This is a genomic window from Magnetococcales bacterium, assembly GCA_015231175.1.
Lineage (GTDB): Bacteria > Pseudomonadota > Magnetococcia > Magnetococcales > DC0425bin3 > HA3dbin3.
Window position 1 is genome coordinate 1 of the sequence record JADGBZ010000025.1, and the last position, 25,818, is coordinate 25,818.

Consider the following 25,818-nt stretch of genomic DNA (forward strand, 5'->3'; position numbering starts at 1 on the left):
CGATTCGAGTTTGGTAGGGCTGTGTGACCGCGATCAACCAAGAAGGGACACTACCCCTTTTTCCCGCGTCGGTTGGTTCATCAACAATGACCCGGATCGTTTTCTGCTGGCCGGCATACCGGCGGGAGAGCCCCGTGATGTGGTACGCATGGCCTTGCAAAGGCTTCTCCCGATAGCTGCCTGAAGATAACCCTGCCCCCTGGCCCCCGATGCAGTGAACTCCTTTGCCCATGGGTGCTGAATGGTTACCACGCCTGCATCCTTTCCGATTTGGAATGCCTTCTGCATGGATAGGCACCCTACCCGGGACCGATCCCGGCCCCAGACCCGTTGGCATGGGTGGACATCACCGACCGATTGCAGAGGTTTTGGCACGTCATGAACACAACGTCGGATCCGTTTGGCCATTTTTTGATCAACCGCTTCGGGGAGCATTATCTCCCTTCGGTCAACCAGGAAATCTTTTCCCTGGTGGGGTCAGAAAATTTTTACCGCAAACACTATGAAGAGATATTATGGAATGAAGATAAATTTTATGTGATCACCGGCACCGACTCGGGATTGCTGGTCAAGTATATCGTCAAGAAGGGGGCGCCCGGCGGTACCCGCTATTTGTTCGTGGATTTTCCGGAAGTTTTGGAACGTCTCGCCAAAAATAATATTTTGCCTGAGTTGCCATCTTCGGTCCGGCTGACCACAGTGGACGACATGTTGACGACGGCGGCAGAGATGTCGCTGGCCGATTACCTCTATCTGGATGCCCTGGAGCACGTCAAATCGCTGGCTGCCACGGACGCCGCCTATTCGCCCTATCTGGATCTGTTGGATGTGGTCAACAACCACCTGACCCAAAAGCGGTTGCAGGTGACGATGGAGACCGGATCCCGTATTTTCAACATGCGGATCGTGGAGAATCTGCCGGAAAATCGTTGCCCGGCCACACTGTTGAAAGGGTGTTTTGCCGGCAAGACAGCCGTGTTGATGTCCGGCGGTCCCTCCTTGCTGGAAAATTTGCCCTGGGTGGTGGCCAACCGGGAGCGCCTGGTCGTTCTGGCAGTGTCGCGCCTGGCCGGTCTGATGCACCGCGAGGGCATTGTCCCGGATGTCATTTTTTCCATCGACCCGCATGACATCCACTTCCACGCCAGCAAGGAGATGCTTCAGCATTTCGGTCCCCAGACCGTTTTTGTCCACATGAATCACGCGCACCCGGGTCTTGTCGGGCAGTGGCGTGGCCGCAACGCCTTCATGTGGACCCTGTTTCCCTGGAAAACGGATCTCAACGTCACCAACTATCTGTTTCCGGGCATCACCGTTTCGCATCAGGCCCTGGGCATGGCCATCGAGATGGGGTTCAAGGATGTCATTTTGCTGGGTTTCGACCTCTGTTTCGACAAGGAGGGTTACACCCACACCAAAGGAAGCCTCGAAGCGGCCATGGGGCCGTTCGTCGAATTGACCCAGTACATGGTAGAGACCAACGGGGGTTGGCAGGCCGAGACGCGGCGGGATTTTTACGCTTCCATTCCCAGCCTGGGTTTGCTGGCCGAAAAGGGGATGGAGCTGGGGTGCCGCATCGTCAATCCATCAGCGGCCTCGGCCAAAATTCCCTTTGTGGAACACCTCCCCCTGGAGGAGATCACCCCGGTCCCCCTGGAGAGCCCACCCCATGCAACCCTGGTGGCCTGTCTGCCGGAGGAAAATCGGGAAAATCGGGAAAAACATTACCGCCTGCTGCTGACCGAGCTGGACCGGGTCCGACACATCATCAATCAGATCAAAAAGTTATCCATCGAAGCCTTGGAGTGCAACAAACGCCTGTTCGGTCGCAAGGGCAAACCGGGAGATTACAAATACAAACTGCGCATGGATGCCATCGAGAAGACCCTCGACACAGAACTCTCCGAGGTCTCCATGATGGTGCGCCGCTGGCAACTGCCGGAATTTTTAAAGCTGATTCGACCCGACAAAGAAAAAGAGTGGAGCGATGAGGAGATCGAAACCGTCGGGCGCCGGTACTATGAAATCTATCGGGATGGCGCCGTGGGGGTCATGAAATGGATGGATGCCACCCGGCAACGTATTCGCTCCCGCATGGATGAGGAGTTGGCCACTCCCGATTTCAGAAACATGTTGCGGCAGTGGGAACAGGACAGGCAATACGGGCGGCTCATGCTTTGTCTGGAGCGGCATGGCCTGGCCCTGGATCGTCCGCCGCAGGCCAAACTTCTCCCCAAATTCCAAAAGATGGCCGAGGCGTTCCAGGAGCAGTTCAAGCAGGAGAGAAACTCCTACACCCTGTTTGCCCATAACCTGATCAACCCTTTTTCCGTCCGTTCCAAGGTTCAGTCGCTGTTTCGGGCGCAAAATGTGGAAAAGTTGCGTACATTCCGCGATGCCCTGGCCCTGAGCGAAATGGTGTTCAAGGATGAATTCGTCCTCCTGATCGATGGATACATGGGAGAGTTGGAGGAACAGGCCGAGGCCAGCATCGCCGCCTATGAAAAAATCAAGCTCGAATTCCTGTTGGAAGAGGCCATGTCCCGGATCGTTGCCTGGCGCCTGCGGCAGCAGGATCACACGGCAGCCCGGGATGCCCTGCAACGTCTCGCGGAGTATTTCCCGCCCCGCCGGCCCCAGTACGCCCAGATATTGGCCCTGCTGGGCGACCTGTCTCAGGCCGCCAGCCAGTACGAAGAGCACCTTCGACATACGCAGCAGGATTTTATCACCATGCTCAAACTCGCCCAGGTCTACCTCAAGATGGGCCAGCTTGCGGCTGCCAAAGACCAGGTTGACAAAGTATTGGCCGAAGATCCGGACAACCAGGGCGCCATCCACTTTCTCCACACCCTGCAAGAGACTGCATCATCCACAAACGAAAGGGTATCACCATGAAATCCATCCTGGTCACCGGCGGAGCCGGCTATGTGGGTTCCATCCTGGTCAGGCGTCTCCTGCAACAGGGTTATCGCGTGGTGTGCCTCGACTCCCTGCGCTTCGGCGGCGAGGCCCTGTTGGATATTTGGGGCACCCCCGGACTGACTTTCCACAAGGTGGATATCACCGACTTTGCCGCGGTCGATCAGGTGATGCAGCAGGAGCAGGGTCTCCATGCCGTCGTCCATCTTGCCGCGATCGTCGGCGACCCGGCCTGCCGCCTGGAACCGGAGCTGACCCAACGCACCAACTGGGAAGCCGCCGTCCATCTGTTGGAGCGGGCCAAGGCGCAACACATACCCCGGTTTATCTTTGCATCGACTTGCAGCAACTACGGCAAGATGGACTCCGCCGAAACCCACGTCAGGGAAACGTCCCCTCTGGCGCCGGTTTCGCTCTATGCCGAACTGAAAGTCAAATTTGAAAACCATCTCCTGCACGGAGAGCGGTTGCCCGGTTTTGCCCCCACCTCTCTGCGCTTTGCCACTGTTTATGGCATCTCCCACCGCATGCGCTTCGACCTGACCGTCAATGAATTTACCAAGGAGCTGGCCCTGGGCAAACCCCTGGTGGTCTTTGGCGAACAATTCTGGCGTCCGTATTGCCATGTGGCCGATTTTTCCCGGGCCATGCTGACCGTTCTGGAGGCCCCCATGGACCGGGTCGCCTACGACGTTTTCAACGTGGGCGATACGAGCGAAAATTATACCAAGGGGATGCTGCTGGACCTCCTCCTGAAGGTCTTTCCACAGGCCCAGATCAAGCGTGTCGAGACCAAGGAGGATCCACGCGACTATCGCGTCGACTTCACCAAAATCACCCAATCCCTCGGCTTTCGCATCTCCCGCACCGTGCCCCAGGGGATTCAGGAGATCAAGGACGTGGTCGAGCTGGGGGTCATTCCCGATCCGGAACATCCGAAGTATTACAATACACCACAAAAAAAATAAGGATGTCGGCGCATGAACATCCTGTTGCTGGGCAAGCCCTATTTCCTCCTGCCCTTTCGGCAGTTAGGCCATACCGTCAAGTTGGCATGCCGCGTAGGCTTTGGTCTGCAACCGGAAGAGATCGACCTGCCGCTGTACAAACTGCCGGTGAGTATCCACGCTATTTTGCAACAATTGCAACCCTGGCAACCCGATGTGATCTTTCTGGGTGATGAGAGCACCTATCCCCTGTACATCGGGCTGGAGTTTTTGGATCTGCCCTTGCTCTGGTATGCCGTGGACAGCCACATCCATCACCCCTGGCACCGGGCATACAGCGTCGTTTTCGATCTGATCTTTGTGGCGCAAAAACCCTTCCTCGCCACCTACATGCAGGATCCGGCCCGGCAACAGGTGGTGTGGCTGCCCCTCTTCAGCAAACCGGAGGAGGACCAGTGGCGCCGTCTGCCTCCCAGCCATGATCTCTCCTTTGTCGGCACGCTGAATCCGCAACTCAATCCGGAACGATTTCAATTCGTGCAACAAATTCGGGAACGGATCCCCATCCACCTGGCCACCGGGGCGTATGCGGAGGTGTACAACCGTTCCCGCATGGTGCTCAACCAATGCGTCAATGGTGACCTGAATTTTCGCACCTTCGAGGTCATGGCGTGTGGTTCCCTCCTGTTCATGGAGGATATCGGACCAGAGGCGTTGGGGGGGTTGTTTCAGCCGGGGCACCACATGGTCACCTACCGCAAGGGGGATGTTGACCAGGTCGTTGAACTCTACCACTATTATCTGGCCCACGAAGAAGAGCGCCGCACCATCGCCCAACGCGGCTGGCAGGCGGTCCATGACGGCCATACCAGCCTGCATCGGGCGCAGCAAATCCTGACCTCCCTGGCCTCGGATTCCCTCCAGGAGGGTATCAGGCGGCGCAGCATGGCCATCATGGAGATCGAACGTTGCCAGGCCGATGTCTTTGCCGAAGCCGGCACACTTTACCACCACTCGGCCACGGTTCAGACCCATCCCGCCCAGTCCGAGCTTTTTCGATCTATGGGTGATCAGTATACGTTGCTGGCCAACTCGCTGCGGCAACGGTTTGGAATAAAGGCCTGACTGCCGGGATCCAGGAAAAATGGCTCCCCAAACTCCGATGCTCTACCGGATGCCGAACAGTTGCGGTAACTATTTACCACCCGGCAACAAATCGGGGTCCAGGGGGCTGGCTCCCTGGCAGGGCCTAAGACGGAGTCCAGGTGGGGTTCGCGAAGCCCTGACATAGGCTTTCATGTCCAAGCTTTTCTTACAAGGGTGGTGAATAGTGACGCAATTGGAAGGATGATCATGATCCCATGCACCCTTGGCGTCATCGTCTGTCCTTTGGGGCAAAAGGTCCGCTACGATGGCAAACGGAAGAATGACCATGCTCCCATACACTCTTGGCGTCAGCGCCTGTCTTTTGGGGCAAAAGGTTCGCTACGATGGCCGGCATAAATTTGACCCGACTCTGGAACAGTTGCTGGGTCGGCAATGTGTTTTTATGCCGATCTGTCCCGAAGTGGAGGTCGGGTTGGGCACGCCGCGTGAACCCATGCGTCTGGAGGGGGATCCGGCCAATCCCAGAGCGATCACCCTGCACTCGCGCCGAGACCTGACCGATCTTCTGGCCGCTCACGCCCGGAAACGTCTGGACGCCTTGCTCTGCATGCCTGTGCAAGGCTTCATCCTGACGTGTCGTTCGCCCTCCTGTGGCTTGAGGTCGGTACCGGTGTATGGGGAAGGGGACCGGACAGCCATCGGAAGCGGTATTTTTGCCCGGGCCTGTGCGGACCGTCTGCCCCAGTTGCCCATGGTGGAGGCTATCCAGTTGCAGCAACCGGAGGTGCGGCATCTGTTTTTGGCAAGCCTGTCAGGAGGTCACTCTTCGCCCTAGTGGCTCAACCGTGTTGATTTGATGTGCAGGCAAGCCATGAATCGTGGTCCAGGGGGCTGGCTCCCTGGCTTAGTCCAGGGCAGCGCCCTGGTGGGGTTCGGGGCGAAGCCCTGACAAAGGCTTTCATTTCCAAGCTTTTCTTGAAAGAGTGCGGAATAGTCACGAAAAGTGAACACTTCAAATCATGTCGGTTGGTCCACTAGTTACATGCCTCTTTCGTACCACCCCTTGGAACTGTTCACCACCTTGACCACCCCAAGCATCACAGGCACCTCGATGAGCACGCCGACGACCGTAGCCAGCGCCGCGCCGGAGGAAAAACCGAACAGGCTGATGGCTGTGGCGACAGCCAACTCAAAAAAATTGGAGGCGCCGATGAGGGCGGATGGACCGGCAACGTTGTGGGTTTCGCCGACCACCCGGTTGAGCCCATAGGCCAGGGCCGAATTGAAAAAAACCTGGATCAGGATGGGCACCGCCAACAAACCGATCACCAGGGGATGGTGCAGGATGGCGTCGCCCTGAAAGGCGAAAAGAAGCACCAGAGTGACCAGCAGGGCGGACGTTGACCAGGGGCCTATTCTGGTCATCATGCTCTCCCAGGCCTCAGCCCCCTTGGCCAGGAGATGTCGTCGCCAGACCTGGGCAAGAATGACTGGAATGACGATGTAGAGGCCGACGGAGACGACCAGTGTATCCCATGGCACGGTGATGGCGGAGAGACCGAGGAGCAGACTGACGAGGGGTGCAAAAGCGAAGATCATGATGGTGTCGTTGAGCGCCACCTGGGAAAGGGTGAACAAAGGATCGCCGTTCGACAGCCGGCTCCAGACGAAAACCATGGCCGTGCAGGGGGCCGCCGCCAGCAGGATGAGCCCGGCAATATAGCTGTCGAGTTGGTCGGCAGGCAGCCACGCGGCGAAAAGATGACGCACGAACAACCAGCCGAGAAAGGCCATGGAAAAGGGCTTGACCAGCCAGTTCACGAAGAGCGTGACACCGATGCCCCGAATATGCCGCCTGACCTCGTGCAAGGTGCCGAAATCGATCTTGATCAGCATGGGAATAATCATGACCCAGATCAAAACGCCGACAGGCAGATTCACCCGGGCCACCTCGATGCCGCCGATGAAACGGAAGACACCCGGGGCGAGTTGCCCCAGGGCAATGCCCGTCCCGATGCAGAGCGTGACCCAGAGTGTCAGGTAACGGGCAAAGAGATCCAACGGCGGTTCGGCCTGCTTTGGGTCGCTGCATTCGCCTGGCGTTTTCATGGAGTGTCCCTCAGCCCGAATGCTGCCCGGACGGCAGGGACCAGACGGGCGCGAATTTCGTTGCGGACGCGGATGAAACTTTCCAGCGGTTCGCCATGGGGGTCGTGAAAGGGGAGATGGATGCGGGGCACGGGACGGGGAAAGAGGGGGCAGCTCTCCCGGGCGTTGTCGCAGACGGTGATGACGAGATCGACAGGTTCATCCATGACGGCCTGAACATCCTTGGGGTGAAGACCTTCCGTAGGCAGCCCGGCCAACTTGAGGGCCTCGATGGCGCCGTCGGCCACTTTTGGTTGGGGTTTCGTTCCCGCCGAGAGGGCGCGAACTTCGCCCGCCAATTCATGGTTGACGAGAACCTCGGCCATCTGGGAACGACAGGAGTTGCCGGTGCAAAGGATTAAAACCGTTTTATTGGCCATCACATTTCCTTCCTTGCGAAAGTTCGTTGTCTGAGCCCTGCCACGGTATTGGGTCACGCCGCCTGATGCGGTGATCACGGGCAGGCAGGCCTTGCCCTGGCAGCAGTTGTGCGTGAGAAAGGCGAGAAGATCATCCATCACGCCATAGTCGGCTGAATAGAAGATGAAGCGGCTCTCCTGCCTCCCCTTAATCAAACCCACCCGGCTCAGGTGGGCCAGGTGAAAAGAGAGGGTCGCCGGAGTCAGGGCCACTTGACCGGCGATGGCGCCGGCATTCATACCCACCGGCCCAGCCTCGACAAGCAGCCGGAAGACCGAAAGACGGGTTTCATGCCCAAGAGCGGCGAGGAGTTCAGCGGCGTTTAACATTTCCATATTTAATTAATTATCAAAATATCGGAGGAAGTCAAGGGGTGACTGTTCATCACCCGGTAACGAATCGGGGTCCAGAGGGCTGGCTCCCTGGCAGGGCCTAAGACAGCGTCCTGGTGGGGTTCGGGGCGAAGCCCTGACAAAGGCTTTCATGTCTAAGCTTTTCCTGAGGGTGCTGGATGGTTACGTCGGGGGGAGCCAGGGGTCTGAGCTGGACAGTGATCAAAAACGCTTGCAAATCGTCACGAATCGGGCAAGATGGTGCCCCGTCAAGAGGGGGGTGATCGACGTGGCTGGGATGGTTGGCATGGATGCACGGAAGAGGCGGGTTGAGGGACGACAAGGAGAGGAGACACTCTCAGGTAGCTGGAAACAGTTTCTGCTGCTGTTTCTGCTGGCAGCCCTGGCCTGGTTCGCTCTTCTTGGCTACCGGGATCTGCGTGACCCGGATGAGGGGCGCTATGCGGAAATTCCCCGGGAGATGGTCGCGACCGGCGACTGGGTGACACCCCGCCTGAATGGGTTTAAATATTTTGAAAAACCGCCCCTGGATTATTGGGGTACAGCGGTTTTTTATACGCTTTTCGGCACGGGCCAGGGTGTTTCCCGCCTCTGGTGCGCCACGACGGGGTTTTTGGGCATTCTCTGGACCTTTTGGTTGGGCCGGCGTCTTTTTGGCCCCCGGGAAGGGTTCTACGCGGCGCTCTTTCTGTCAAGTTCCCTGCTCTACTTTGCTATGGGGCATATGCACACTGTGGATATGGGAACCGCCGTCTTCATGACTTTTGGTCTCGGATCCCTCCTTCTGGCTCAATCGCGCCGGGAGGATCCGGGTTTTGTGCGCACCTGGATGTTGCTCGCCTGGGCCGGTCTGGCGGCGGGCACCCTCAGCAAAGGCCCAATGGCTTTGATCCTCCCCGGCGCGGCGGTGGTCTTGTACACCCTGTGGCAACGGGATTTTGCCCTGTGGCGGCACATGCACCTTGGCAAAGGGTTGCTGCTCTATCTGCTGCTGACGGCTCCCTGGTTTGTGCTGGTCTCGCTGCGCAATCCGGAATTTCCTGAGTTTTTTTTCATCCGTGAGCATCTGCTGCGTTACACCACCACCATGCACAGCCGCAACGCGACATCCCTCTATTTTATTCCGGTATTTTTGGCTGGTTCTCTGCCTTTCATGGCGCGGGCCGCAGCTGTTCTGGTCAAGCCGGCCTTTGCCTGGCGCAGCACCGATGCGGGCGCATTTTCGCCGTTGCGGCTGCTGTGGGTCTATTGTGCGTTCATCTTTCTCTTTTTTTCTCTCTCCCACTCCAAATTGATTCCCTACATTCTGCCGATTTTTCCGGCCCTGGCGCTGCTGGTTGGGCACCACCTGGTCAGGAGGGATCCGGAAAATGTCCGCGCCGATGCCCGGATTTTGATGGGTGTTCTGGTCCTGTTGGGGGTGGTGGTCCTGATTCCGGGCTATGTCATGGCCAATTCACGCCTCTCCCCGGAGATTGTCGCCCGGTTTCGCTGGTGGCTCCTGGCCGGAGGGGTCGTCCTGGGAGTGGGTGTGGCCCTGGTGGCCTACTGGCGTTATCAGGGCAGCCGGTGCGTGGTCGCATTGGCCGTGGCGGCCCTGGTGGCCTTCCAGGTGATTCACGCCGGGTATCAGACCACGAGTCAGGTCTACTCCGCCCGCATGATGGCCGCCGCCATGACTCCGTTTGTGCGGCCCGGCGTTCCGGTGTACAGCATTGAATGTTTTCACCACTCGCTCCCCTATTACCTGGGACGCCCCGTTGACCTGGTTGGCTACCGGGGGGAGTTGGAGTTTGGCATCGATCAGGAGCCGCAGCGTTGGATCGCCGACAAGGAGACCTTTTTTCAACGTTGGCGCGAAACACCGGGCGCTTTGGCTGTGTTCCATCGCCATGATTTTCCCTACCAGCAGGCGCGCCGGGACTTACCCATGCGCGTCCTTTATGAAGATCCCTACCGCGTTGCCGTGGTACGCCCATGAGTGCATCCGCCGCTGCGCCGGACATTTCCGTCGTGATCCCCGTTTACAACGAAGAGTTGGTGTTGCCACGGCTGTTCGAGCGCCTTTACCCGGCTCTTGAGGCCCTGCGGCGCTCCTACGAGGTGGTGTTCATCGATGATGGCAGCCGGGATGCTTCGGTTGCCTTGTTGCACCGGCAGTTTTTGCATCGCCCGGAGGTGACGCGGGTGGTGGTGCTGAAGAGCAATTTTGGTCAGCACGCCGCCATCCTGGCCGGATTTGCCCACACCCGAGGCCATTTCGTCATCACCCTGGATGCAGATCTGCAAAATCCCCCCGAAGAGATCCACAAGCTGGTGGCCAAGCTGGACGAAGGGTACGATTATGTGGGGAGCATCCGGCGGCAGCGGCGGGATCGCCTTTGGCGGCATGTCCTGTCACGGCTCATGAACCGGTTGCGGGAGAAGATCACCCGCATCCACATGACCGATCAGGGGTGCATGTTGCGGGGGTATGACCGGGCTATCATTGACGTTTTGCGAGCCTCGCAGGAGGTCACCACCTACATTCCCGCACTGGCCTTCCTCTACGCTGGCAGGCCGACCGAGGTGATGGTGGAGCACGAAGAGCGGGAGTTGGGTCAATCCAAATACTCCCTGTTTCGGCTGATCCAACTCAATTTTGACCTCATGACCGGTTTTTCCACCGCTCCGCTGCGCATTTTTTCCCTGGGGGGCATCGTCATCTCCTGTGGATCCCTCTTCTTTGTCCTTTATCTGGCCATCCGGCGGCTGATGATTGGACCCGAAGCGGAGGGGGTTTTCACCTTGTTTGCCATCGCCTATTTTTTGATCGGCATCACATTGTTTGGCATTGGCTTGATGGGGGAGTATATGGGGCGGATCTACCACCAGACCCTGGCGCGCCCCCGCTACCTGGTGCGCACGGTTTTGGAACACCCTTCGGCAGCCACGGGCCTCACCCCTGCTGGCGTGAATCCTGACCGGGAGCCAGCGCCTCGATGACGGTACTTACTGCCAAAGCCGTTGTTTTTGCCTATCACAATGTGGGGGTACGCGGCCTGGCGACCTTGCTGGCGCATGGGTTCACCGTTCCCCTCGTGGTGACGCATCGGGACGATCCGGGGGAGAATCTTTGGTTTGACAGCGTGGCGGCATGGGCCGCACGGGAGGGAATCCCGACGATTGCCCCCGACTCGCCCAACACGTGCGAGGTGCTCGCTCAGTGCATCGCCTGCGCACCAGATTTTTTCTTCTCCTTCTATTATCGTCATCTGCTGGGCGCCGAGCTGTTGTCGATCCCGACCCGGGGCGCGTACAACCTGCACGGATCCTTGTTGCCCCACTATCGTGGGCGGGTTCCGATCAACTGGGCCGTGTTGCACGGGGAGCGGGAGACCGGAGCATCGTTGCATCGGATGGTGCTCAAGGCCGACGCCGGCGATCTGGTCGATCAGGAGCCGGTCGCCATCCTCGACAACGACACGGCGCACATGGTTTTTCAAAAGGTGGTGTGTGCCGGGGAGCGGGTTTTGCATCGTGCATTGCCACGCCTGCTGGCAGGCAACGCCATGCACACTCCGCTTGATCTTTCCCGGGGGAGTTGCTTCGGGCGCCGGCGTCCCGAGAATGGCCGGATCGATTGGCGTTGTTCCGCCTGGACGATACACAATCTGATTCGTGCCGTGGCGCCGCCTTATCCCGGAGCCTTTTTCGACCATGGCCAGGTGCGGATCCAGGTCTTGGGGAGTCATTACCGGCGGGAGCCCGCCCGCAGACCGGCGACGACCTTGCCATGCCTGTACTGGGAGCATGGCCGTTGTTACGTGGATTGCGTGGATGGGGTGCGGTTGCTGCTGACGCAGATGATGGTGGGGGATGCGTTGCTGGATGAGACGGGTTTTTGCACCTTGTTCGGGGAGGCTGACAGCGTGCTGAAAAACGGTTAAAAAAACCGGGATGGTCCAGGAAAGGCCATGCCCTTCCTGGCGAGGTTCTGGGCGAAATCCTGACAAAGGCTTTCATGTCCGGACATTTCTGGCGAGGGTACCGAATCGTTACAAATTTTCCTGCTCATGGGGAGTTTTCCACGCGAGGTCATCCCCATGTCGCCTCACCGACCGCCTGTCTTCACCTTCCGGTTTGGGTACGCCGTGTTTCTCCTGTTGGTAGATCGTCACTCCCACCCGTCGGATATGTTCCAGCAAGGGTGGATAACGGATGCCGTCGTAAGCTTTGACATCGAATGTATAGGGCATGGGAAGCTGATCCAGCGCCCCGGCCACAGCCTCGGCCTTGAGTTCATTCGCCACGCCTACCAAGGCCAAATCCACATCCGATTGGGGCCTGAAGTTGCCCTTGGCCCGGGAACCGAACACGATCACTGCGCGAATCTCCGGCACCCGCCGAAAAACGGCGTGCAGCAAGGCTATTTCCTGTTGGCTCAAGCCTGTGTCATTCATTTTTTACCAAGCGGATCAGGAAAAACTCGTGCAGCCGATCAAAAGCTGCAAAATACTGAGTGGTTATCTTTTTCAGTGCCTCGTCGAAGGTTCTGAAGTCGTATCGGTGAGACAGCAGATTCCTGTGATCCAACATGTCTATCCAAAGCTGTGCATCATTTAAAATGCCTGCGGAGAAGGCCGCCTTGATCACCTTGCGGGGCGTTGCCTCCCTGATGACCACTCCCTGTTCTTCCAGGTAATCTTTGAGGGTTTTCCATGCCAACTCAAAGGCAAACTCGAATCGTTGGACGGCGCCCTCCTTTTCCAGTTGCGAGAGTTGGGCCAGACCCTGTTCTTGTACTTCCCGCAACAGGATGAAAGTTCGGTCGAAGTTGTCAAAACGTTGTTTCCAACGGATATCGTCCTTCATCGCCGCTCCTCTGGTATCACCGAATTCCCCAGATTTTCCCGAATCGCCCTTTCCCGCGGTAACTGTTCACCACCCGGCCACGAATCGGGGTCCAGGGGGCTGGCTCCCTGGCTTAGTCCAGGGCAGAGCCCTGGTGGGGTTCGGGGCGAAGCCCTGACAAAGGCTTTCATGTCCAGGCTTTTCTTGCAAGGGTGGTGAATAGTTACTTCCCGCGAAAGCGTTCTTTGCGAGCCACTGCGAATCGCCCATGGTTCAACGGTTTTCCCGGAAACTGACACTCTACATGGCGCGGATCTTCCTTTCGAGGGGAAACCCCACCCTCCCCAGGGCCAGTGCATGTGTCATGGGCATACCCAAGGCCATGTTCGCTTTCCGGCATCGGGATCCAGGGGGCTGGTTTGTGGAACGCCGCTTCCCAATCAGATGATTCAGGGTTACCGTACAAAGGTTGCGTGACCATTGGGCGCCCGGCAACGAATGGGGGGCTGGGTGGGTGTACTGACAGCTTTTTCCGAGAGATCGGCATGGCAGCTACAATACCTGTTTTTTCCAACCAACAGAACCGGTCCCGATTCTGGTTGGTGTTGCTGCCCATGTTGTCCGGTTATTGCGGACTCGGTTACGAGGTGTTGTTTGGCCGCGTCCTGGGCAACCACGCAGGAGATCAATTTGTCGTCAGCGCCGCCATCCTGATCACCTTTTTATGCGGTATCGGCATTGGAGCGGCCTACGCGCATCGTCTTTGGCGTTGGCTTTGGGCGATCGAGTTGGCGATTGGTTTGAGCGGGGTCGCCTTTGCGTTGGGCGGCGGCTGGATCCATGCTGCTCTCTACGCCCCCCCCCTGGTGCTGGGAAAGTCGCTCGAAGGGTCAATCCTGTTTCTGATCGCCCTGCTTTCCGGGCCTGCCCTGCTGATCGGGTGTACGCTCCCCCTGATGGCGGGCTATCTGGAACATCGCCTGGTTGGTCGCCACCCATTTGCCCAGACGTATACGCTCTACAATCTTGGATCCACGATCACGATTTTTTTTGTGGAGTTTTTTCTGGTGACGCAGTTCGGACTGCGGGCCGCCCTGCTGTTCCTGGCCTGTGTCAATGTCCTTACGGCCACACTGTTATGGTTTTTCTTCGCCTGGGAGCGGTGCAATCCCCCTGTCACCCAGACGCGGTTGCCTGTGCCTCGTTACCTGGCGGGCAGTCTGATCCTGGCCAGCATGGCGTCGGCCATTTTTCAACTGGTCGTGGTGAAACTGACCGAGTTTGTTTTCGGTCCCTTCCGTGAAAGCTTCGCTCTCGTCTTGATCGTCGTTTTGCTGGGGCTGACGTTGGGCTCCTGGGGGGTGCAACGCCTGCGCTGGAGTTATGGCGTTGCCCTGTTCGTGGCCATTGTCGGCGTTGCCTGGGTGCTGTTTTCCTTCTCCGAGATAGCCGCTCTTTACGCCGATCACCACGCCCTGTTCGCCGCGTGGGGCCAACCGGGCGCGGTTTTCTGGAAGTTTGTGGTTCTCATGTTGCTTGCCGGGGCCGGAGCGACGGGGTTCGGCGCCCTGATTCCCGCCATGGTGACCACCCATCGCCATCTGGCGCGCGAAGCCGGGGAGTGGCTTTTCATCTCCTCCCTGGCCAATACGGCTGGTTTTCTCCTCATGGTGTTTGTCCTGCACGCCCATTTGCGCTACGGGGAGATGTTGGTCGTCGTCGGTCTGCTGACCATCATCGCCTGGGGGGTGGATCGCACCACTCCGCCGGATGGAAGATCCCTGTTGCTTCCCCTTTCCAGCGTCCTTGTCCTGAGTGCTGTGCTGACGGGCGCTCTTCAATTTTTTTGGCAGGAAAACAACCTTTTTGTCGGGCATCGTCACTATAACAGCCTTAAAAAACTGGTTCATGCCCGAAAAAATCTTCGTCACGTGGAGAGCTATACCCATGGCCGGGATCTTTTGGCCATCATTTGGCTGGAGTGGAAACCTTATTTTTTGATCAATGGTTATATCAGTATCCCACTGGATCTGGCCACCGAAACCCTGGTCGGGGCCTATGCCGCCATGCACGCGCCACGCCTTGAAAATGCCCTGGTTCTGGGCGTGGGATCCGGAAAAAGCGCTGGCGCCGTGGCCCGATTGTTTCACCACACCGATGCCGTCGAGATCAACCCGGCTGTCCTGGAGCAGTTGCCACGCATGGATCCTTTCAACCAGAATCTGAGCCAGGTGACCCATATCCGCTATATTCTGGATGACGCCATCCATTTTACCCAGAGTTGTTCCCAGGCCTATGATCTGGTGGTCAATACGGTCACTTCGCCGCTCTACTTCAGCTCCTCCCGGCTCTATACCGTTGATTTTTTGGATGCCATGCTCCGCTGCCTTGCCAAGGATGGCGTCTACATGACCTGGGTGGACAGCCGCGTGGGTGAACAGGGTATACGCATCATGTTGAAAACATTGGAATCAAGGTTCAAGTATGCCGGCCTTGCCTTTGTTCGCTCGGGTTATTTCCTGATTTTGGCGTCGCAAGAGCCTGTTCGTGTTCACCACCCTGATCAGGTTGCACGGGAACCTGTTTTGGCAAATTATTTCGTGCAAAAGCTGACTACACGAGCGGAGTGGCTGCCCTATGGCCTGTTGACGACAAGCCCGTTCGATTATGTCGCAAAACAGGATATCCCCCTGAATACCCTGGATCGACCTGTGCTGGAATTTGCCATGGCCCGACAAGCAGAACGGGGATATGACCATTTCCAGGCATGGCTCAAATCCCGGATGCGCCTGGAAGAGGTGCAAGCGGTTTGGAACAATCCCAAGACCTGGAATCCAGCGCACCTGGTGTTGCATGCACGCGCCCTTGGGAGAGAATCCATGTTTGCCGAACGTTGGGCAGAGTTGGCGGTAGAGAAGGATGACCGTTTTAAGCAACATCTTGCAGCCGGCCAAGCCCTGCTGGAAGAGCAGCGGCGATAAGTCAAAATGCGGGCATTTGGCCGGGTCATCGTGTGAGCGCCGTAACGATTCGACACTCTTGCGCCCTGGGTGTTTTTTTGGAGAGCCTGGATCCATGTACAAACCATTGTGCATCTTCTTTCTGGTTTTGCTCGTTGGCTGTAGTGGTGGCCAGGTGTTGGTTCAGCCTGTTGTTCTTTTTGCCATAGGCGATACGGGTCATTGCCAGGTGGAGGGGACGGCACGGGTCTCCGCCGCCGTACATGCCCAACCCGACGTTGCCCGGGTGGTATTGGTGGAGGTGGGTGATCTGGCCTACCCGGTGGCGACGCAGGAACGGCTCCTGGCGTGTCATGAACCCTACTGGGGCGATTTCAAGAGGCGTCTGGCTGTGCCCGGCAACCATGAGTGGCATGACCCGGACGCCGCCGGGTTTTTCTCCGTTTTTCCCGATCCTGTGCCCCGCAAGGTGGGATTGGGTGGTCCGTGGCATGTGTTGTTGCTGGATAGCAACTTGAAAAAGGAGGCCTGGGATGCCCAGATCAAGTGGCTCGATGCAACCTTGGCGGCGAGCTCCGGGGAGTGCCTGATCGCGGCGTGGCATCATCCGCGTTGGTCCTCCGGTCGGCACGGCGACAACCCCGCGACTCAGCCCCTGTGGGAACGTTTGCAGGGTAAGGCGGTTTTGACGCTCCATGGTCACGACCACCATTTCGAGGCTTTGTCGTCACTGGACAGCCATGGGGAGCCCCATGCCCAGGGGACGCCTTCATTCATTGTCGGCAACGGTGGGGCGCCCTTGTACAAGGCTGGCCCAAGGATCCGGTCCAAACGTGTTGTCTTTGGTCAGTGGGGTTTTTTGCGCATGGAGCTGGATGGGATGGCGTATCGTTGGCAGGAGATCGACACCGACGGCACGGTCAGGGAGAGTGGCGAAGGTGTGTGCAGACCGAACCCGACGTGACAATGCGCCCGATCAGAAGCCATAAGGCTTGTCGGGTTGTTTTGCAGAATCTTCCAGCAACTCTTTGTAAAATTCACATCCCACGCACTCGGAAAACTTTCCCTCTTGTGTTCTGACCGCATAATCCCGGCTCAATGTTCCAGGGACAAAAGCACAGAACCTGCCCCCGTTTTTTCCTCCCAGGATGCCATCATAATCTTCATTCCGGCCAGCCGGGCAGTGCTTCTCCCTCCCGCACGCCTTGAACTCCCAGCAGTTCATTTTGGGTTTTTGGATGGCTTTCCTCTGTTCGACCACGGCTCTGAATTTTCTGGTTGAAACAATTCTATCGATAGTCGATCTTGCTGATAGGGCATGGATTCTTGAAATGATTTCAAACAGGACGAGGCCACGCTCCAGGAGAAAGACCGCGCCCCGATCATGCCGTAGATGAAGGGTTGCCCGTGACCTGATCGTCTCGTCGTTGTCCAGGATAAATTTGATATAAAAGATTCCGTTGTCGATATCTGTTTTGGATGTGTCGTCCATGCTGATGCTGGCAGCCCCGACATTCAGATCCAGCAAGGTACCGTCGCACACAGGCAACGCCAACCCCCGGTTGATCGTGACTTTGCAACAGTACGGAACGCGAATGTACGCTCTTTTCTCGTATCCACTCATGCGACCGGATTCCTTCAGGAAAAAACCCTCTCCCGTTTCAGGGTAGACTCGGTATCATTTCCAAATCAAGAGTGGCAAACCGGAATGCCGAAAATATGTGCTTGGCCGTTTGTTTTTCACACTCCGGTCCGACGGGAATATCGGGTGTCTTGCGACTGCCGCAAAAATTTGGCCTGGAAAATGTATGGCCTGGGGCAGCCCGTGTTCGTGGGGCATTGGGATGGGTTTCGGGTTGCCAAGCGGGTGGACTTCCGCCATGATTTCCAGCGTGATGAGTGCTCAACAAAGAAATTTTTTTCGCATGCCCTGTTGGTTGTCGGTGCGCTGGCGTCATCTGGATGGCCAGGCGGAGCAGACGGCGCGGGCGTTTTTTTCCCGCACGGGCATGTTGCCTTTCCAGCAGGAGATGGGTCTGGGGGAGGGGGTTGCTTCTCCGTCCGCTGCATCGGGGAGGGTGCAGACCGAGTCCGCCGGGGTTGTGAAAGGGATGGTGGAGGATGTCCGGGGCGATGTCAGTGGTGGGGGGCTCTCCTTTTTGCTCCATCACGGCGGCTTCAGCCAGGGTGCCGTGTTGGTTTTGCAGTTCATGATATTGGGTGCGGAGTTGCCGACACTCACAAGCGTGGCGCGGGTGGTGCGGGTCCGTGCGACGAAGGGCATCGACCGGCGTGGTGACAGGCAGCAGGTTTTTTGTGAATTCATGATGATCGCTGCCCAGGATCAGGATGCCCTTGTGCAGTACATCACCCAGGCGCAACACGCTTTGCTGCGCTCGCAAAGTGACAAGCGGGTCTCCTGGGGCGGTTTGACGCAGACACCCCGGGCGGATGCCCGCGATCAGGCGGGGAGCGTCACCGATCCAACACCGGTGACCCGTGAGGCATTCAGAAGGGCGCCCACGGCGTTGGAAGAGAGGGGTGGGCAGGTCACGCAAAGAATTGTCGGCGTTTTACAGCGCATGGCGCGGATCAGGAATGTTCTCCCCAGGCCTGGCCAGTTTTTCGGCAAGAAGAGAGCCATTCAACGGGTGTGGCTGCCGGATTGGCGGGAAGAGCACGAGAATGCCGTGACAGAGGCGAAAAAATTTCCCGACCCCCCCGCCTGGGACGAAGAGAATATTTTCGAGGAGTCCTACACGCCAGGTACCCAGACCGTCGAGGTGACGTTGCCGTTCCATTGGGAGAGCATTGCGCCGGGGCTTTTGGCATGGATCAAAGAGTGCATGGTGCGCGATGGAAAATTTCCCGACGATCGCGCCTTGCCGACACGGGTCCAGGCGCGGGAAAAATTTGTTGCTGATATCAAAGATCTCAATAAGACCGATTCCCGCCTGGCACGCCTCATCGTGGGCTTGCGTTCCCTGCTGGAGGCTGTCAGCTCCCGTAGCGTCGTGAGTGATGAAGAGGATCCGTTCCAGGCCATCATCAAGCGGATTGACCTGCTGGTGGTGGCCATGGCGGGGCAGGATGTCGAATCGACCACGGCCTGTTGCAGGGTGTTCCAGAGTTATCTGAAGGTGCTGCAACAGATTCTGGACCCACGCCGCCAGGCCAGGGTCCAGGATGTCGAACAGCACATGCGCATGGTGCGCAAGGAGTTGGGGACGTGCCTGGCTTTGCAGCGACGCAAGGAGAAAGCCCGGGCGCGCAAGCAGATGCAAAAATTGGGAGACGACCTGGAAGCCCTGGTCAAATGGGTCATTCGCCAGGATATGGTGACGCTGCTGGGTTACGCCATGACGCCGGTGACGGTCCAAATGGGACCGGGTGAGGGACCGGTCGTCCATTTTTTGGTTCCAGCGCCTCCCCCGGTCGTCGATGAAATTCTGCGGTTGCGCTTTGCGGTTCCTGAAGACCCCTGGTATTGGCTCGCCTGTGTCGGCATCGTCGCTGCGGTCGGAGTGGAGAAGGAAGAGGGCACATGGTACTCGATCTGGTGCCGGGTCACCGTGATTCAGGCCGAAGATCAGGAGCGGTTGTGGCACCTGGTGTCTGATTGTCTGCCGAGCATATGACCAGTCAGGAAGAACTCCCTGTCCCAGGGGATGTGGTCAAGGTGTGTCGAATGGGTTAGGATGCCGACTCTGGTCACAGGCGATAATCGAACCGCAGTGAGGCGTTGCTTTTCATGAAAATCCTGATCCTCAACCCTCCCGATGAAAACACCGTGGTCGAATACCCGAACGAAGAGGGGGAGGGGTATCTTGAGGCCGATGATTTTGGGGCATTTCCACCCCTTGGTGCGTTGTATGTCCTGACCTATCTACAGGAACACACCACCGGGCATGCGCTTTACTTCAAGGATTGCGTCGGTGAACGGATTTCCCATGCGGAGCTGCCAGGGGTGGTGCGTGCCATTCAGCCCGATGTGGTGGGTATTTCGAGTTTTACCATCTCTCTGCTCGATGTGATCCAGGTTGCGCGCACGGTGCGTGCCGTGGTTCCCGGCGCTCACCTGTGCATGGGAGGGCATCACCCCATCGCCTTTCCCTTCGAGGCGGCGCAATTGCCGGAGTTTGACTCCATCATCGTCGGAGAAGGAGAGGTGGCTTTTACGGAACTGGTCAAGGCCCTGGAGGAGGGCAGGGATTTTACCGGCATTCAGGGGGTCTATACCCGGGATTCCATCCAGGGCTGGCGGGAGCGGGACTTCCACGACAAGCGCTTTCTGGGCAGCCTGGGCGTGATGCCCGGGTACATCGAGGAGATCGACTCCCTGCCTTTTCCGGATCGTCGTTTCATCAGCCATATCGACTATCACAGCGTCCTGGGTATCAGCGCCCGTTTGGCGACCATCATCACCAGCCGGGGATGTCCCTATCAGTGTACCTTCTGTGATGTTCCCTACAAGCGATATCGCCGCCGCTCCACGGTCAGCGTCATGGATGAGGTGGAAGCCTGCCTGGCCATGGGGTACGAGGAGATCCACTTCTATGACGATCTGTTCAACGTTTCACCGCGCAAGGTAATCGAGTTTTGTGATGAGGTGGAGCGGCGTGGGCTGACATTTCACTGGGATTTTCGTGGCCGGGTCAATACGGTCACCCGGGAGTCGCTGCAACGCGCCCGCAGGGCCGGTTGTCGCATGATCTCCTTCGGGGTCGAAACCTCCACGGATGCGGGGCTTGCAGCCCTGAAAAAAGGCACGGATGTCTCCCAGATTCAAAAGGTTTTTCAATGGTGTCATGAGTTGGGCATCAAGACCGTGGCCGATTTCATGATCGGGCTTCCCTTTGAACGCACCGAGGCGGATATCCAAAACAATCTGGCTTTTGCCCACAGCCTGAATCCCGACTACTGCCAAATCTCCGTCCTGAATCTTTATCCCAATACCGCCTTGTATGATCAGGCCAGCCAAAAAGGCTTGATCGATGGTGCACGCTGGCAACGCTGGGCGCTGGATCCAAAACCCGGTTTCCATGTGGACCATTGGGAAGAGCATATCCCGGTGCAGCGGCAAATGTATTTGCAACGTCAGGCGTATCGCCGCTTTTACATGCGCCCGCAATACATACTGCGCAGCCTTCTGGGCATTCGCTCCTGGTTTGAGTTCAAGATTAAATTCAATGGTTTTTTAAAACTCTTCAGGTAGCGGGTTGTCTGGACGCAGCGCCGAAAACAGCACGCATGATTGACAAGGAAAATGGCCATGTCCTGGTTGCGCAAAGCCTTGCCGGTGATCCTCAGCCTCGCGTTGTTCTACTGGGTTTTTCGTCATGTCGAGACCGATTCGCTGTGGAGCGTCCTGCGATCGACCCGCTTTGAGTGGGTGGCGCTGGTGCCGCTGCTCGTCGGTTTGGGGCTCTTCTTCAAGGCCTGGCGCTGGCGGGCCTTGTTGACGGCCCTGGACGGTCAGGTCACTTTGTGGACCGTCTTCTCCGGCATGTCCCTGGGCACCCTGGTGGATCAGGTGATTCCGGGGAAGGTGGGCGAGCTGGTCCGCTCCCATCGGGTGGGACGGAAGATCGGCATCAGCCGGGCGGCTGTCTTTGGCACGGTGGTGGTGGAACGTCTTTTCGACATGTTTTCGGTCATGACCATTTCAGCCGTGGCCATCCTCGGGCTTGGGTTGCATCACCACTTGTTGGACAAATCGCTGATTCTGGGCGGTGCGTTGTTGATGGTTCTGGTGGTGGGATTGTTGGTTTTTTTGCAAAGCCGGTCACTCTTGTTGCGGATGGTTGGGGTGATTTTGCCACGCACCATGGCCGACAAGGTGAGTGCGTTGCTGGAACGTATCACGCAGGGGTTTCAAACACTGGGCCATTGGCGCCATTCGGGGCGGGCTTTGTTGGGGACATTGCTCATGTGGGGCTGCCTGGTGATCGCCTTCATGCCCCTGCTGTATGCCATGGGCTTTACACCGGCTCCTCCCCTGCACACCGCCTTTGTGTTGATCTTTTTGACGGCTGTCGGCATTGCCATACCGACGGCGCCGGGGGGTATGGGCATCTATGAATTTGTCGCCTACCTCTCCCTGAGCATCACGTTGCCGGCAGGGGCGCTGGAGACGCCGGAGATGGCGGCCCGTACGGCGGTGTTTGGGGTGCTCTACCACATCACATCCCTGGTTCCTGAGCTGTTGGCCGGTTTTTATTGCCTCAATCGGGAGTTTCCCGGCCTGGGTCTGGAACGCGCCCTGGCCAAACTGCGTCCGGAGGCGCAGGGCAGTGCATGAACAGGCCCTTCGCTGGGGTAACCATGAATCGGGATCCAGGGGGCTGGCTCCCTGGCTTTGTCCAGGGCAGCGCCCTGGTGGGGTTCGGGGCGAAGCCCAGACAAAGGCTTTCATATCCAGGCTTTTCTGAAGGGTCCAAGGCGAAGTCCCGACAAAGGCTTTTATGTCCAGGCCTTTCTGGAAGGAGTGCCGAGCGGTTACTCTCCGGGGGTGGAGGGTGAGTGTGTCCGAGGTGGAGCTCACCATCCAGCGGCTGGTTGCCGGTGGTGATGGTCTGGGATTTCAGGCTGGCAGTGCAGTTTTTGTCCCCTATGCCGCTCCCGGGGAGCGGCTGCGGGTGCGTCTGACCCATGTGGGCCGGCACTACCAGCGGGGAGAGGTGATCGCGGTTTTGGATCCCGGTCCCGACAGGATCGACCCACTCTGTCCACTTTATGGTCGCTGCGGTGGCTGTCAGTTGCAGCACATCAACCCGCAAGCGCGCCAGCAGGCCAAGCACGGCTTTGTGCTGGAGGCGCTGCAACGACTCGGTCGTGTGACAAACGCGGCGGAGTTGACGGGCGCTTTGCGCCCTTCGCCTTGCGAGACGGGTTATCGGCATCGCGCCAGCTTCAAGGTGCGGTGCATCCAGGGGAACACCCTGTTGGGTTTTTTTGCCCCTGGCTCACACCGTCTGGTGGATGTGCCCCACTGCCCGATCCTGCATCCCGCTCTGGATGCGTTGCTGACGCCTCTGCGGCAGGTTTTGCAGCAACTTACCGCGCCGGATCGTTTGCCTCAGGTGGATGGGGTGCAGGGCGAAAACGGTACGGCGTTGACGCTGCATCACCTGGCCCCCCTCGCCAAAGCTGATCGGGACCGGTTGCGGGGGTTTGCCCGGGAGCAGGGTTTGTTGCAATTTTGGTTGCAGAGTGGCCGGAAGCACACCCTCTCCCCTCTGCTGCCTGGACCCGACCCACTGTATGCCTTGGCAGGGATGACGCTGCGCTTCCGTCCCGGGGAGTTTACCCAGGCCAATCTGGTGCAAAACCGGCACCTGGTGGCACAGGCCTTGGCGTGGGCCGGTTCAGGTCATCGGGCGGTGGATCTGTTTTGTGGCATAGGCAACTTCACCCTTCCCCTGGGACGTTGTTACGCAAGCGTCACAGGTGTGGAGGGGTACGGGCCAGCCAGCGCACGAGGCCAAGAGAATGCACGAGCCAACCAGATGGATACACTCAACTTCCGGCAATTGAGTCTCGACGGTCACCACCCCCTCGACATTCCCGAATTGGCGGGGGCGGATTTGTGCCTAGTCAACCCACCCCGCACCGGCGCCAGGGCGGTTATGGCCTCGCTCGGTCATGTTCAGGTTGATCGCGTGATCTACGTCTCCTGTGACCCGGCCACCTTCGCCCGCGATGCAGCCCACCTCATACACAACGGCTACCGGTTGGAGCACATCCAGCCGTTCGATATGCTCCCCCTGACCCATCACGTCGAAACGGTGGCGCTTTTCAGGAGGTGAAAGCGCAAGCCGGACTGAAGACCAAACCATTTGGGACACTGCCGATGCGTCAGTGACCGGATTGGGCCAACGGGTCGGGGTGTGGCCGGTGCGTCAGTGATCGGATTGGGCCAACAGGGAGCGGTAGGCTTCAGCCGAAAGCAGTTGGTCCATCTGTCCGGGGTCGGCGGGGCGGATACGGACCATCCAGCCGGCGCCGTAGGGATCCTCGTTGACCTTTTCCGGCGCGGCCAGCAAATCTTCGTTGATGGCGGTGACCGTGCCAGAGACGGGGGCGAAAAGGTCCGAGACGGATTTGACAGACTCCACCACCCCGAAGGGGGCCTGAGCGGTGAGTACGGCCCCGATCTTGGGAAGTTCGACAAAGACGACATCGCCAAGTTGCTGGGCGGCGTATTGGGTGATGCCCACGACCACATCTCCCCCTTCGGCGCGGCCCCACTCGTGTTCCTTGGTGTATTTGAGATCAGGGGGGGTGATTGTCATGCAAGGCATCCTATTCAGTTGGTGTGGTGAGAAGGCAACGGAGGCTATTTGACCTGTTTTTGCGTACAATTGCAAGCGATACTCAAATTTTCAGGAAGCGGGAGAGAGAGAGGATGGCGCCGATGAGGCCCAGGCCGATGCCTGTGACCAGGATCAGCCCCAGTTGTGTCAGCGGAAGAAAGTGGAACTCCAGGTACACCCCAAAGGAGGCTCCCAGATCCTTGATCACCTCCACGGCGCCCAGATGGAGCAGACCCGTCAGGGCGATGGCTGCGGTGGCTCCCAAAACCCCCTGCAACACCCCCTCGTAGATGAACGGCGCCTTGATGAAGCCGCTTGTGGCTCCCATGAAGCGCATGACCTCGATTTCATCCTTGCGGGCAATGATGGTCAGTTTGATCGTGTTGGAGACAATCAATGCCACGGCTGAAAGCAGCAGCAGAGAGAGAATATGCCCCAGATAACGGACCATGCGGATGACGGCGGCCATGCGATCGGCCCATTGCCTGTCATAGGAGACCGATTCGACTCCGGGCCAAGTGAGGATCTCCCGCGCAACCAAGCCGGTGCGTTGGGCGTTGTTGCGGGTCAATTTGAATTCGATGGTGTGGGGCAGGGGGTTGTCTTCCAACTGGTCCAGCAGACCCGCTTCGGTGTCCAGCATTTTTTTCAGGCGGGTGATGGCCATGTCCGGGGTGACGATGCGCAAGGTGACCGGATCCACCAGATTGTTGCCGGCGAGGCGATCATACATCTGGGTTACCTGGGAGACGTTGACGCCGGACTTGGTGAAAACGGTGACCAGGTTGTCACCCTGCCAACGGTTGAGAAGGGTATCGGCATTGGTCAGCAACAAGGTTAGGGCGCCAAAGATGGTCAGGGAAATGGCGATGATCGTGGCCGTTGTCCAGTGGGAAAGAGAGCCGGCATGAAAAAGACGCCAGGCACGGCGTATGGCACGCAAGTGAAATCCCCCGGTGACGGGTGGAAGAACGGGAGCTGAGGTGGTCATGCTGCGTCCTGGATTGCTGGAGCTTTCGGTTGAGGTGGTGCGGCGGCTGACATCGTCACTCAAGAGGCCACCTCGGGTTGTGAGGAAGGGGGAAGATGTGTGATGCGGCCATTTTCCATCTCGATGCGCGGATGGCCCAACTCATCGGCCAGATCAACGTCGTGGGTCACCACCAGGATGGTGGTGCCCTGCTGATGCAGGGCCTGGAACAAGGCCAGAATGCGGCGTCCCATGCCCTTGTCAAGATTGCCGGTGGGTTCGTCGGCAATGACCAGGGGCGGACGATTGACGATGGCACGGGCGATGGAGACACGTTGCTGCTCACCCCCCGAAAGGGAGATGGGGTTTTGATGCATGCGCTCCTTCAGGCCGACATACTCCAGGGTTCGGGTCACCTGCCCGGGAATCTTGGCCGGATCCCGTCCTGCCACCTCCATGGCCAGGGCAATGTTTTCGTAGACGGAACGGTCATACAACAGCTTGTAATCCTGAAAGATGACCCCCACACTGCGGCGCAGGGCCGGAATCTGCTTTTGTGTCAACCGTTCAACGTTGCGTCCACCCACCACCACCGTACCCTGCGAGGGGAGTTCCGCCCGATAGATCAGCTTGAGGATCGATGTTTTTCCGGCGCCGGAATGACCGACGAGAAAGTGGAACGATCCCTTGGCCAGGGCGAAGGAGACATCCTTTAACGCTTCATACCCAGTGGGATAGCGCATCGTGACGTTGTGAAACTGAATCATGTCCAGGACGATCCATGTTGTCATGAGCAGGCCGGGGGCAGGGTGTCCAGGCCCATGGTAACTCGCCTCGGGACCG

Annotated in this window: 21 protein-coding genes and 1 pseudogene; 13 read left to right on the forward strand and 9 right to left on the reverse strand. The window is 58.2% G+C overall.

Features of this window, described 5'->3' with window-relative positions; genetic code table 11:
- Positions 1–378 precede the first annotated feature (378 nt).
- From HQL63_07365 to HQL63_07380, 4 genes are all read left to right on the forward strand, one after another.
- A complete protein-coding gene (locus HQL63_07365; protein ID MBF0176649.1) occupies positions 379–2,898 on the forward strand; it encodes a DUF115 domain-containing protein in 2,520 nt (839 codons plus the stop codon).
- Positions 2,895–3,890, forward strand: a complete 996-nt coding sequence (locus HQL63_07370) for an NAD(P)-dependent oxidoreductase (GenBank protein MBF0176650.1) — start codon at positions 2,895–2,897, stop codon at positions 3,888–3,890. The genes HQL63_07365 and HQL63_07370 overlap by 4 nt, the downstream gene beginning before the upstream one ends.
- 12 nt (positions 3,891–3,902) lie before the next feature.
- Entirely contained in the window at positions 3,903–4,994 is a 1,092-nt protein-coding gene (locus HQL63_07375) for a glycosyltransferase (GenBank protein MBF0176651.1), read from the forward strand.
- A 307-nt stretch (positions 4,995–5,301) separates the two neighbouring features.
- On the forward strand, positions 5,302–5,811 hold the full coding sequence (locus tag HQL63_07380) for a DUF523 domain-containing protein (protein MBF0176652.1): 510 nt from the start codon (positions 5,302–5,304) through the stop codon (positions 5,809–5,811).
- A 203-nt stretch (positions 5,812–6,014) separates the two neighbouring features.
- On the opposite strand, the gene arsB is transcribed toward HQL63_07380, so the two are convergent.
- The 3 genes and pseudogenes from arsB to HQL63_07395 form a co-directional block, all read right to left on the reverse strand.
- Entirely contained in the window at positions 6,015–7,085 is a 1,071-nt protein-coding gene (gene arsB, locus HQL63_07385; protein MBF0176653.1) for an ACR3 family arsenite efflux transporter, read from the reverse strand.
- Entirely contained in the window at positions 7,082–7,504 is a 423-nt protein-coding gene (locus HQL63_07390; GenBank protein ID MBF0176654.1) for an arsenate reductase ArsC, read from the reverse strand. Before HQL63_07390 ends, arsB begins: the two co-directional genes overlap by 4 nt.
- Positions 7,505–7,582: 78 nt before the next feature.
- Positions 7,583–7,879: pseudogene (locus HQL63_07395) on the reverse strand (winged helix-turn-helix transcriptional regulator).
- 304 nt (positions 7,880–8,183) lie between these two features.
- Here HQL63_07395 and HQL63_07400 point away from each other — a divergent pair.
- Genes HQL63_07400 through HQL63_07410 form a run of 3 tightly spaced genes read left to right on the forward strand, consistent with a single transcriptional unit; the run spans position 8,184 to position 11,826 of the window.
- Positions 8,184–9,878 (forward strand): glycosyltransferase family 39 protein, encoded by a 1,695-nt coding sequence (locus tag HQL63_07400; GenBank protein ID MBF0176655.1) that lies wholly within the window; start codon positions 8,184–8,186, stop codon positions 9,876–9,878.
- Positions 9,875–10,882 (forward strand): glycosyltransferase, encoded by a 1,008-nt coding sequence (locus tag HQL63_07405; GenBank protein ID MBF0176656.1) that lies wholly within the window; start codon positions 9,875–9,877, stop codon positions 10,880–10,882. Before HQL63_07400 ends, HQL63_07405 begins: the two co-directional genes overlap by 4 nt.
- Complete coding sequence (locus tag HQL63_07410) at positions 10,879–11,826, forward strand: formyltransferase (GenBank protein ID MBF0176657.1); 948 nt, start codon at positions 10,879–10,881, stop codon at positions 11,824–11,826. Before HQL63_07405 ends, HQL63_07410 begins: the two co-directional genes overlap by 4 nt.
- A 108-nt stretch (positions 11,827–11,934) precedes the next feature.
- Here the strand turns inward: HQL63_07410 and HQL63_07415 are convergent, their stop codons facing one another.
- Both HQL63_07415 and HQL63_07420 read right to left on the reverse strand, forming a co-directional pair.
- Complete coding sequence (locus HQL63_07415) at positions 11,935–12,339, reverse strand: nucleotidyltransferase domain-containing protein (protein ID MBF0176658.1); 405 nt, start codon at positions 12,337–12,339, stop codon at positions 11,935–11,937.
- Positions 12,332–12,751, reverse strand: coding sequence for a nucleotidyltransferase substrate binding protein (locus tag HQL63_07420; GenBank protein ID MBF0176659.1), 420 nt, complete (start codon positions 12,749–12,751; stop codon positions 12,332–12,334). The genes HQL63_07415 and HQL63_07420 overlap by 8 nt, the downstream gene beginning before the upstream one ends.
- 524 nt (positions 12,752–13,275) lie before the next feature.
- Here HQL63_07420 and HQL63_07425 point away from each other — a divergent pair.
- Together HQL63_07425 and HQL63_07430 are read left to right on the forward strand one after the other, a co-directional pair.
- Positions 13,276–15,711, forward strand: coding sequence for a spermine synthase (locus HQL63_07425; protein MBF0176660.1), 2,436 nt, complete (start codon positions 13,276–13,278; stop codon positions 15,709–15,711).
- 94 nt (positions 15,712–15,805) lie between these two features.
- Entirely contained in the window at positions 15,806–16,654 is an 849-nt protein-coding gene (locus HQL63_07430; GenBank protein MBF0176661.1) for a metallophosphoesterase, read from the forward strand.
- A 12-nt stretch (positions 16,655–16,666) separates the two neighbouring features.
- Here HQL63_07430 and HQL63_07435 read toward each other — a convergent pair whose 3' ends face one another.
- Positions 16,667–17,314, reverse strand: a complete 648-nt coding sequence (locus HQL63_07435) for a hypothetical protein (protein MBF0176662.1) — start codon at positions 17,312–17,314, stop codon at positions 16,667–16,669.
- Positions 17,315–17,570: 256 nt separating this feature from the next.
- On the opposite strand from HQL63_07435, the gene HQL63_07440 reads away from it, so the two are divergent.
- The 4 genes from HQL63_07440 to rlmD all read left to right on the forward strand — a co-directional run bounded on the left by HQL63_07440 (position 17,571) and on the right by rlmD (position 23,498).
- Complete coding sequence (locus HQL63_07440; protein MBF0176663.1) at positions 17,571–19,328, forward strand: PilZ domain-containing protein; 1,758 nt, start codon at positions 17,571–17,573, stop codon at positions 19,326–19,328.
- A 113-nt stretch (positions 19,329–19,441) separates the two neighbouring features.
- The gene (locus tag HQL63_07445) at positions 19,442–20,905 is read left to right on the forward strand and encodes a radical SAM protein (GenBank protein ID MBF0176664.1); all 1,464 of its coding nucleotides are present in this window, start codon (positions 19,442–19,444) and stop codon (positions 20,903–20,905) included.
- Between the two features lie 57 nt (positions 20,906–20,962).
- Positions 20,963–21,991, forward strand: a complete 1,029-nt coding sequence (locus HQL63_07450; protein ID MBF0176665.1) for a flippase-like domain-containing protein — start codon at positions 20,963–20,965, stop codon at positions 21,989–21,991.
- Between the two features lie 223 nt (positions 21,992–22,214).
- Positions 22,215–23,498, forward strand: a complete 1,284-nt coding sequence (gene rlmD, locus HQL63_07455; protein ID MBF0176666.1) for a 23S rRNA (uracil(1939)-C(5))-methyltransferase RlmD — start codon at positions 22,215–22,217, stop codon at positions 23,496–23,498.
- A 93-nt stretch (positions 23,499–23,591) separates the two neighbouring features.
- Here rlmD and gcvH read toward each other — a convergent pair whose 3' ends face one another.
- The 3 genes from gcvH to ftsE all read right to left on the reverse strand — a co-directional run bounded on the left by gcvH (position 23,592) and on the right by ftsE (position 25,748).
- Positions 23,592–23,984 (reverse strand): glycine cleavage system protein GcvH, encoded by a 393-nt coding sequence (gene gcvH / locus HQL63_07460; protein MBF0176667.1) that lies wholly within the window; start codon positions 23,982–23,984, stop codon positions 23,592–23,594.
- Positions 23,985–24,066: 82 nt separating this feature from the next.
- Positions 24,067–25,059, reverse strand: a complete 993-nt coding sequence (locus tag HQL63_07465; GenBank protein MBF0176668.1) for an ABC transporter permease — start codon at positions 25,057–25,059, stop codon at positions 24,067–24,069.
- Positions 25,056–25,748 (reverse strand): cell division ATP-binding protein FtsE, encoded by a 693-nt coding sequence (gene ftsE, locus HQL63_07470; protein MBF0176669.1) that lies wholly within the window; start codon positions 25,746–25,748, stop codon positions 25,056–25,058. Before ftsE ends, HQL63_07465 begins: the two co-directional genes overlap by 4 nt.
- Between the last annotated feature and the right edge of the window lie 70 nt (positions 25,749–25,818).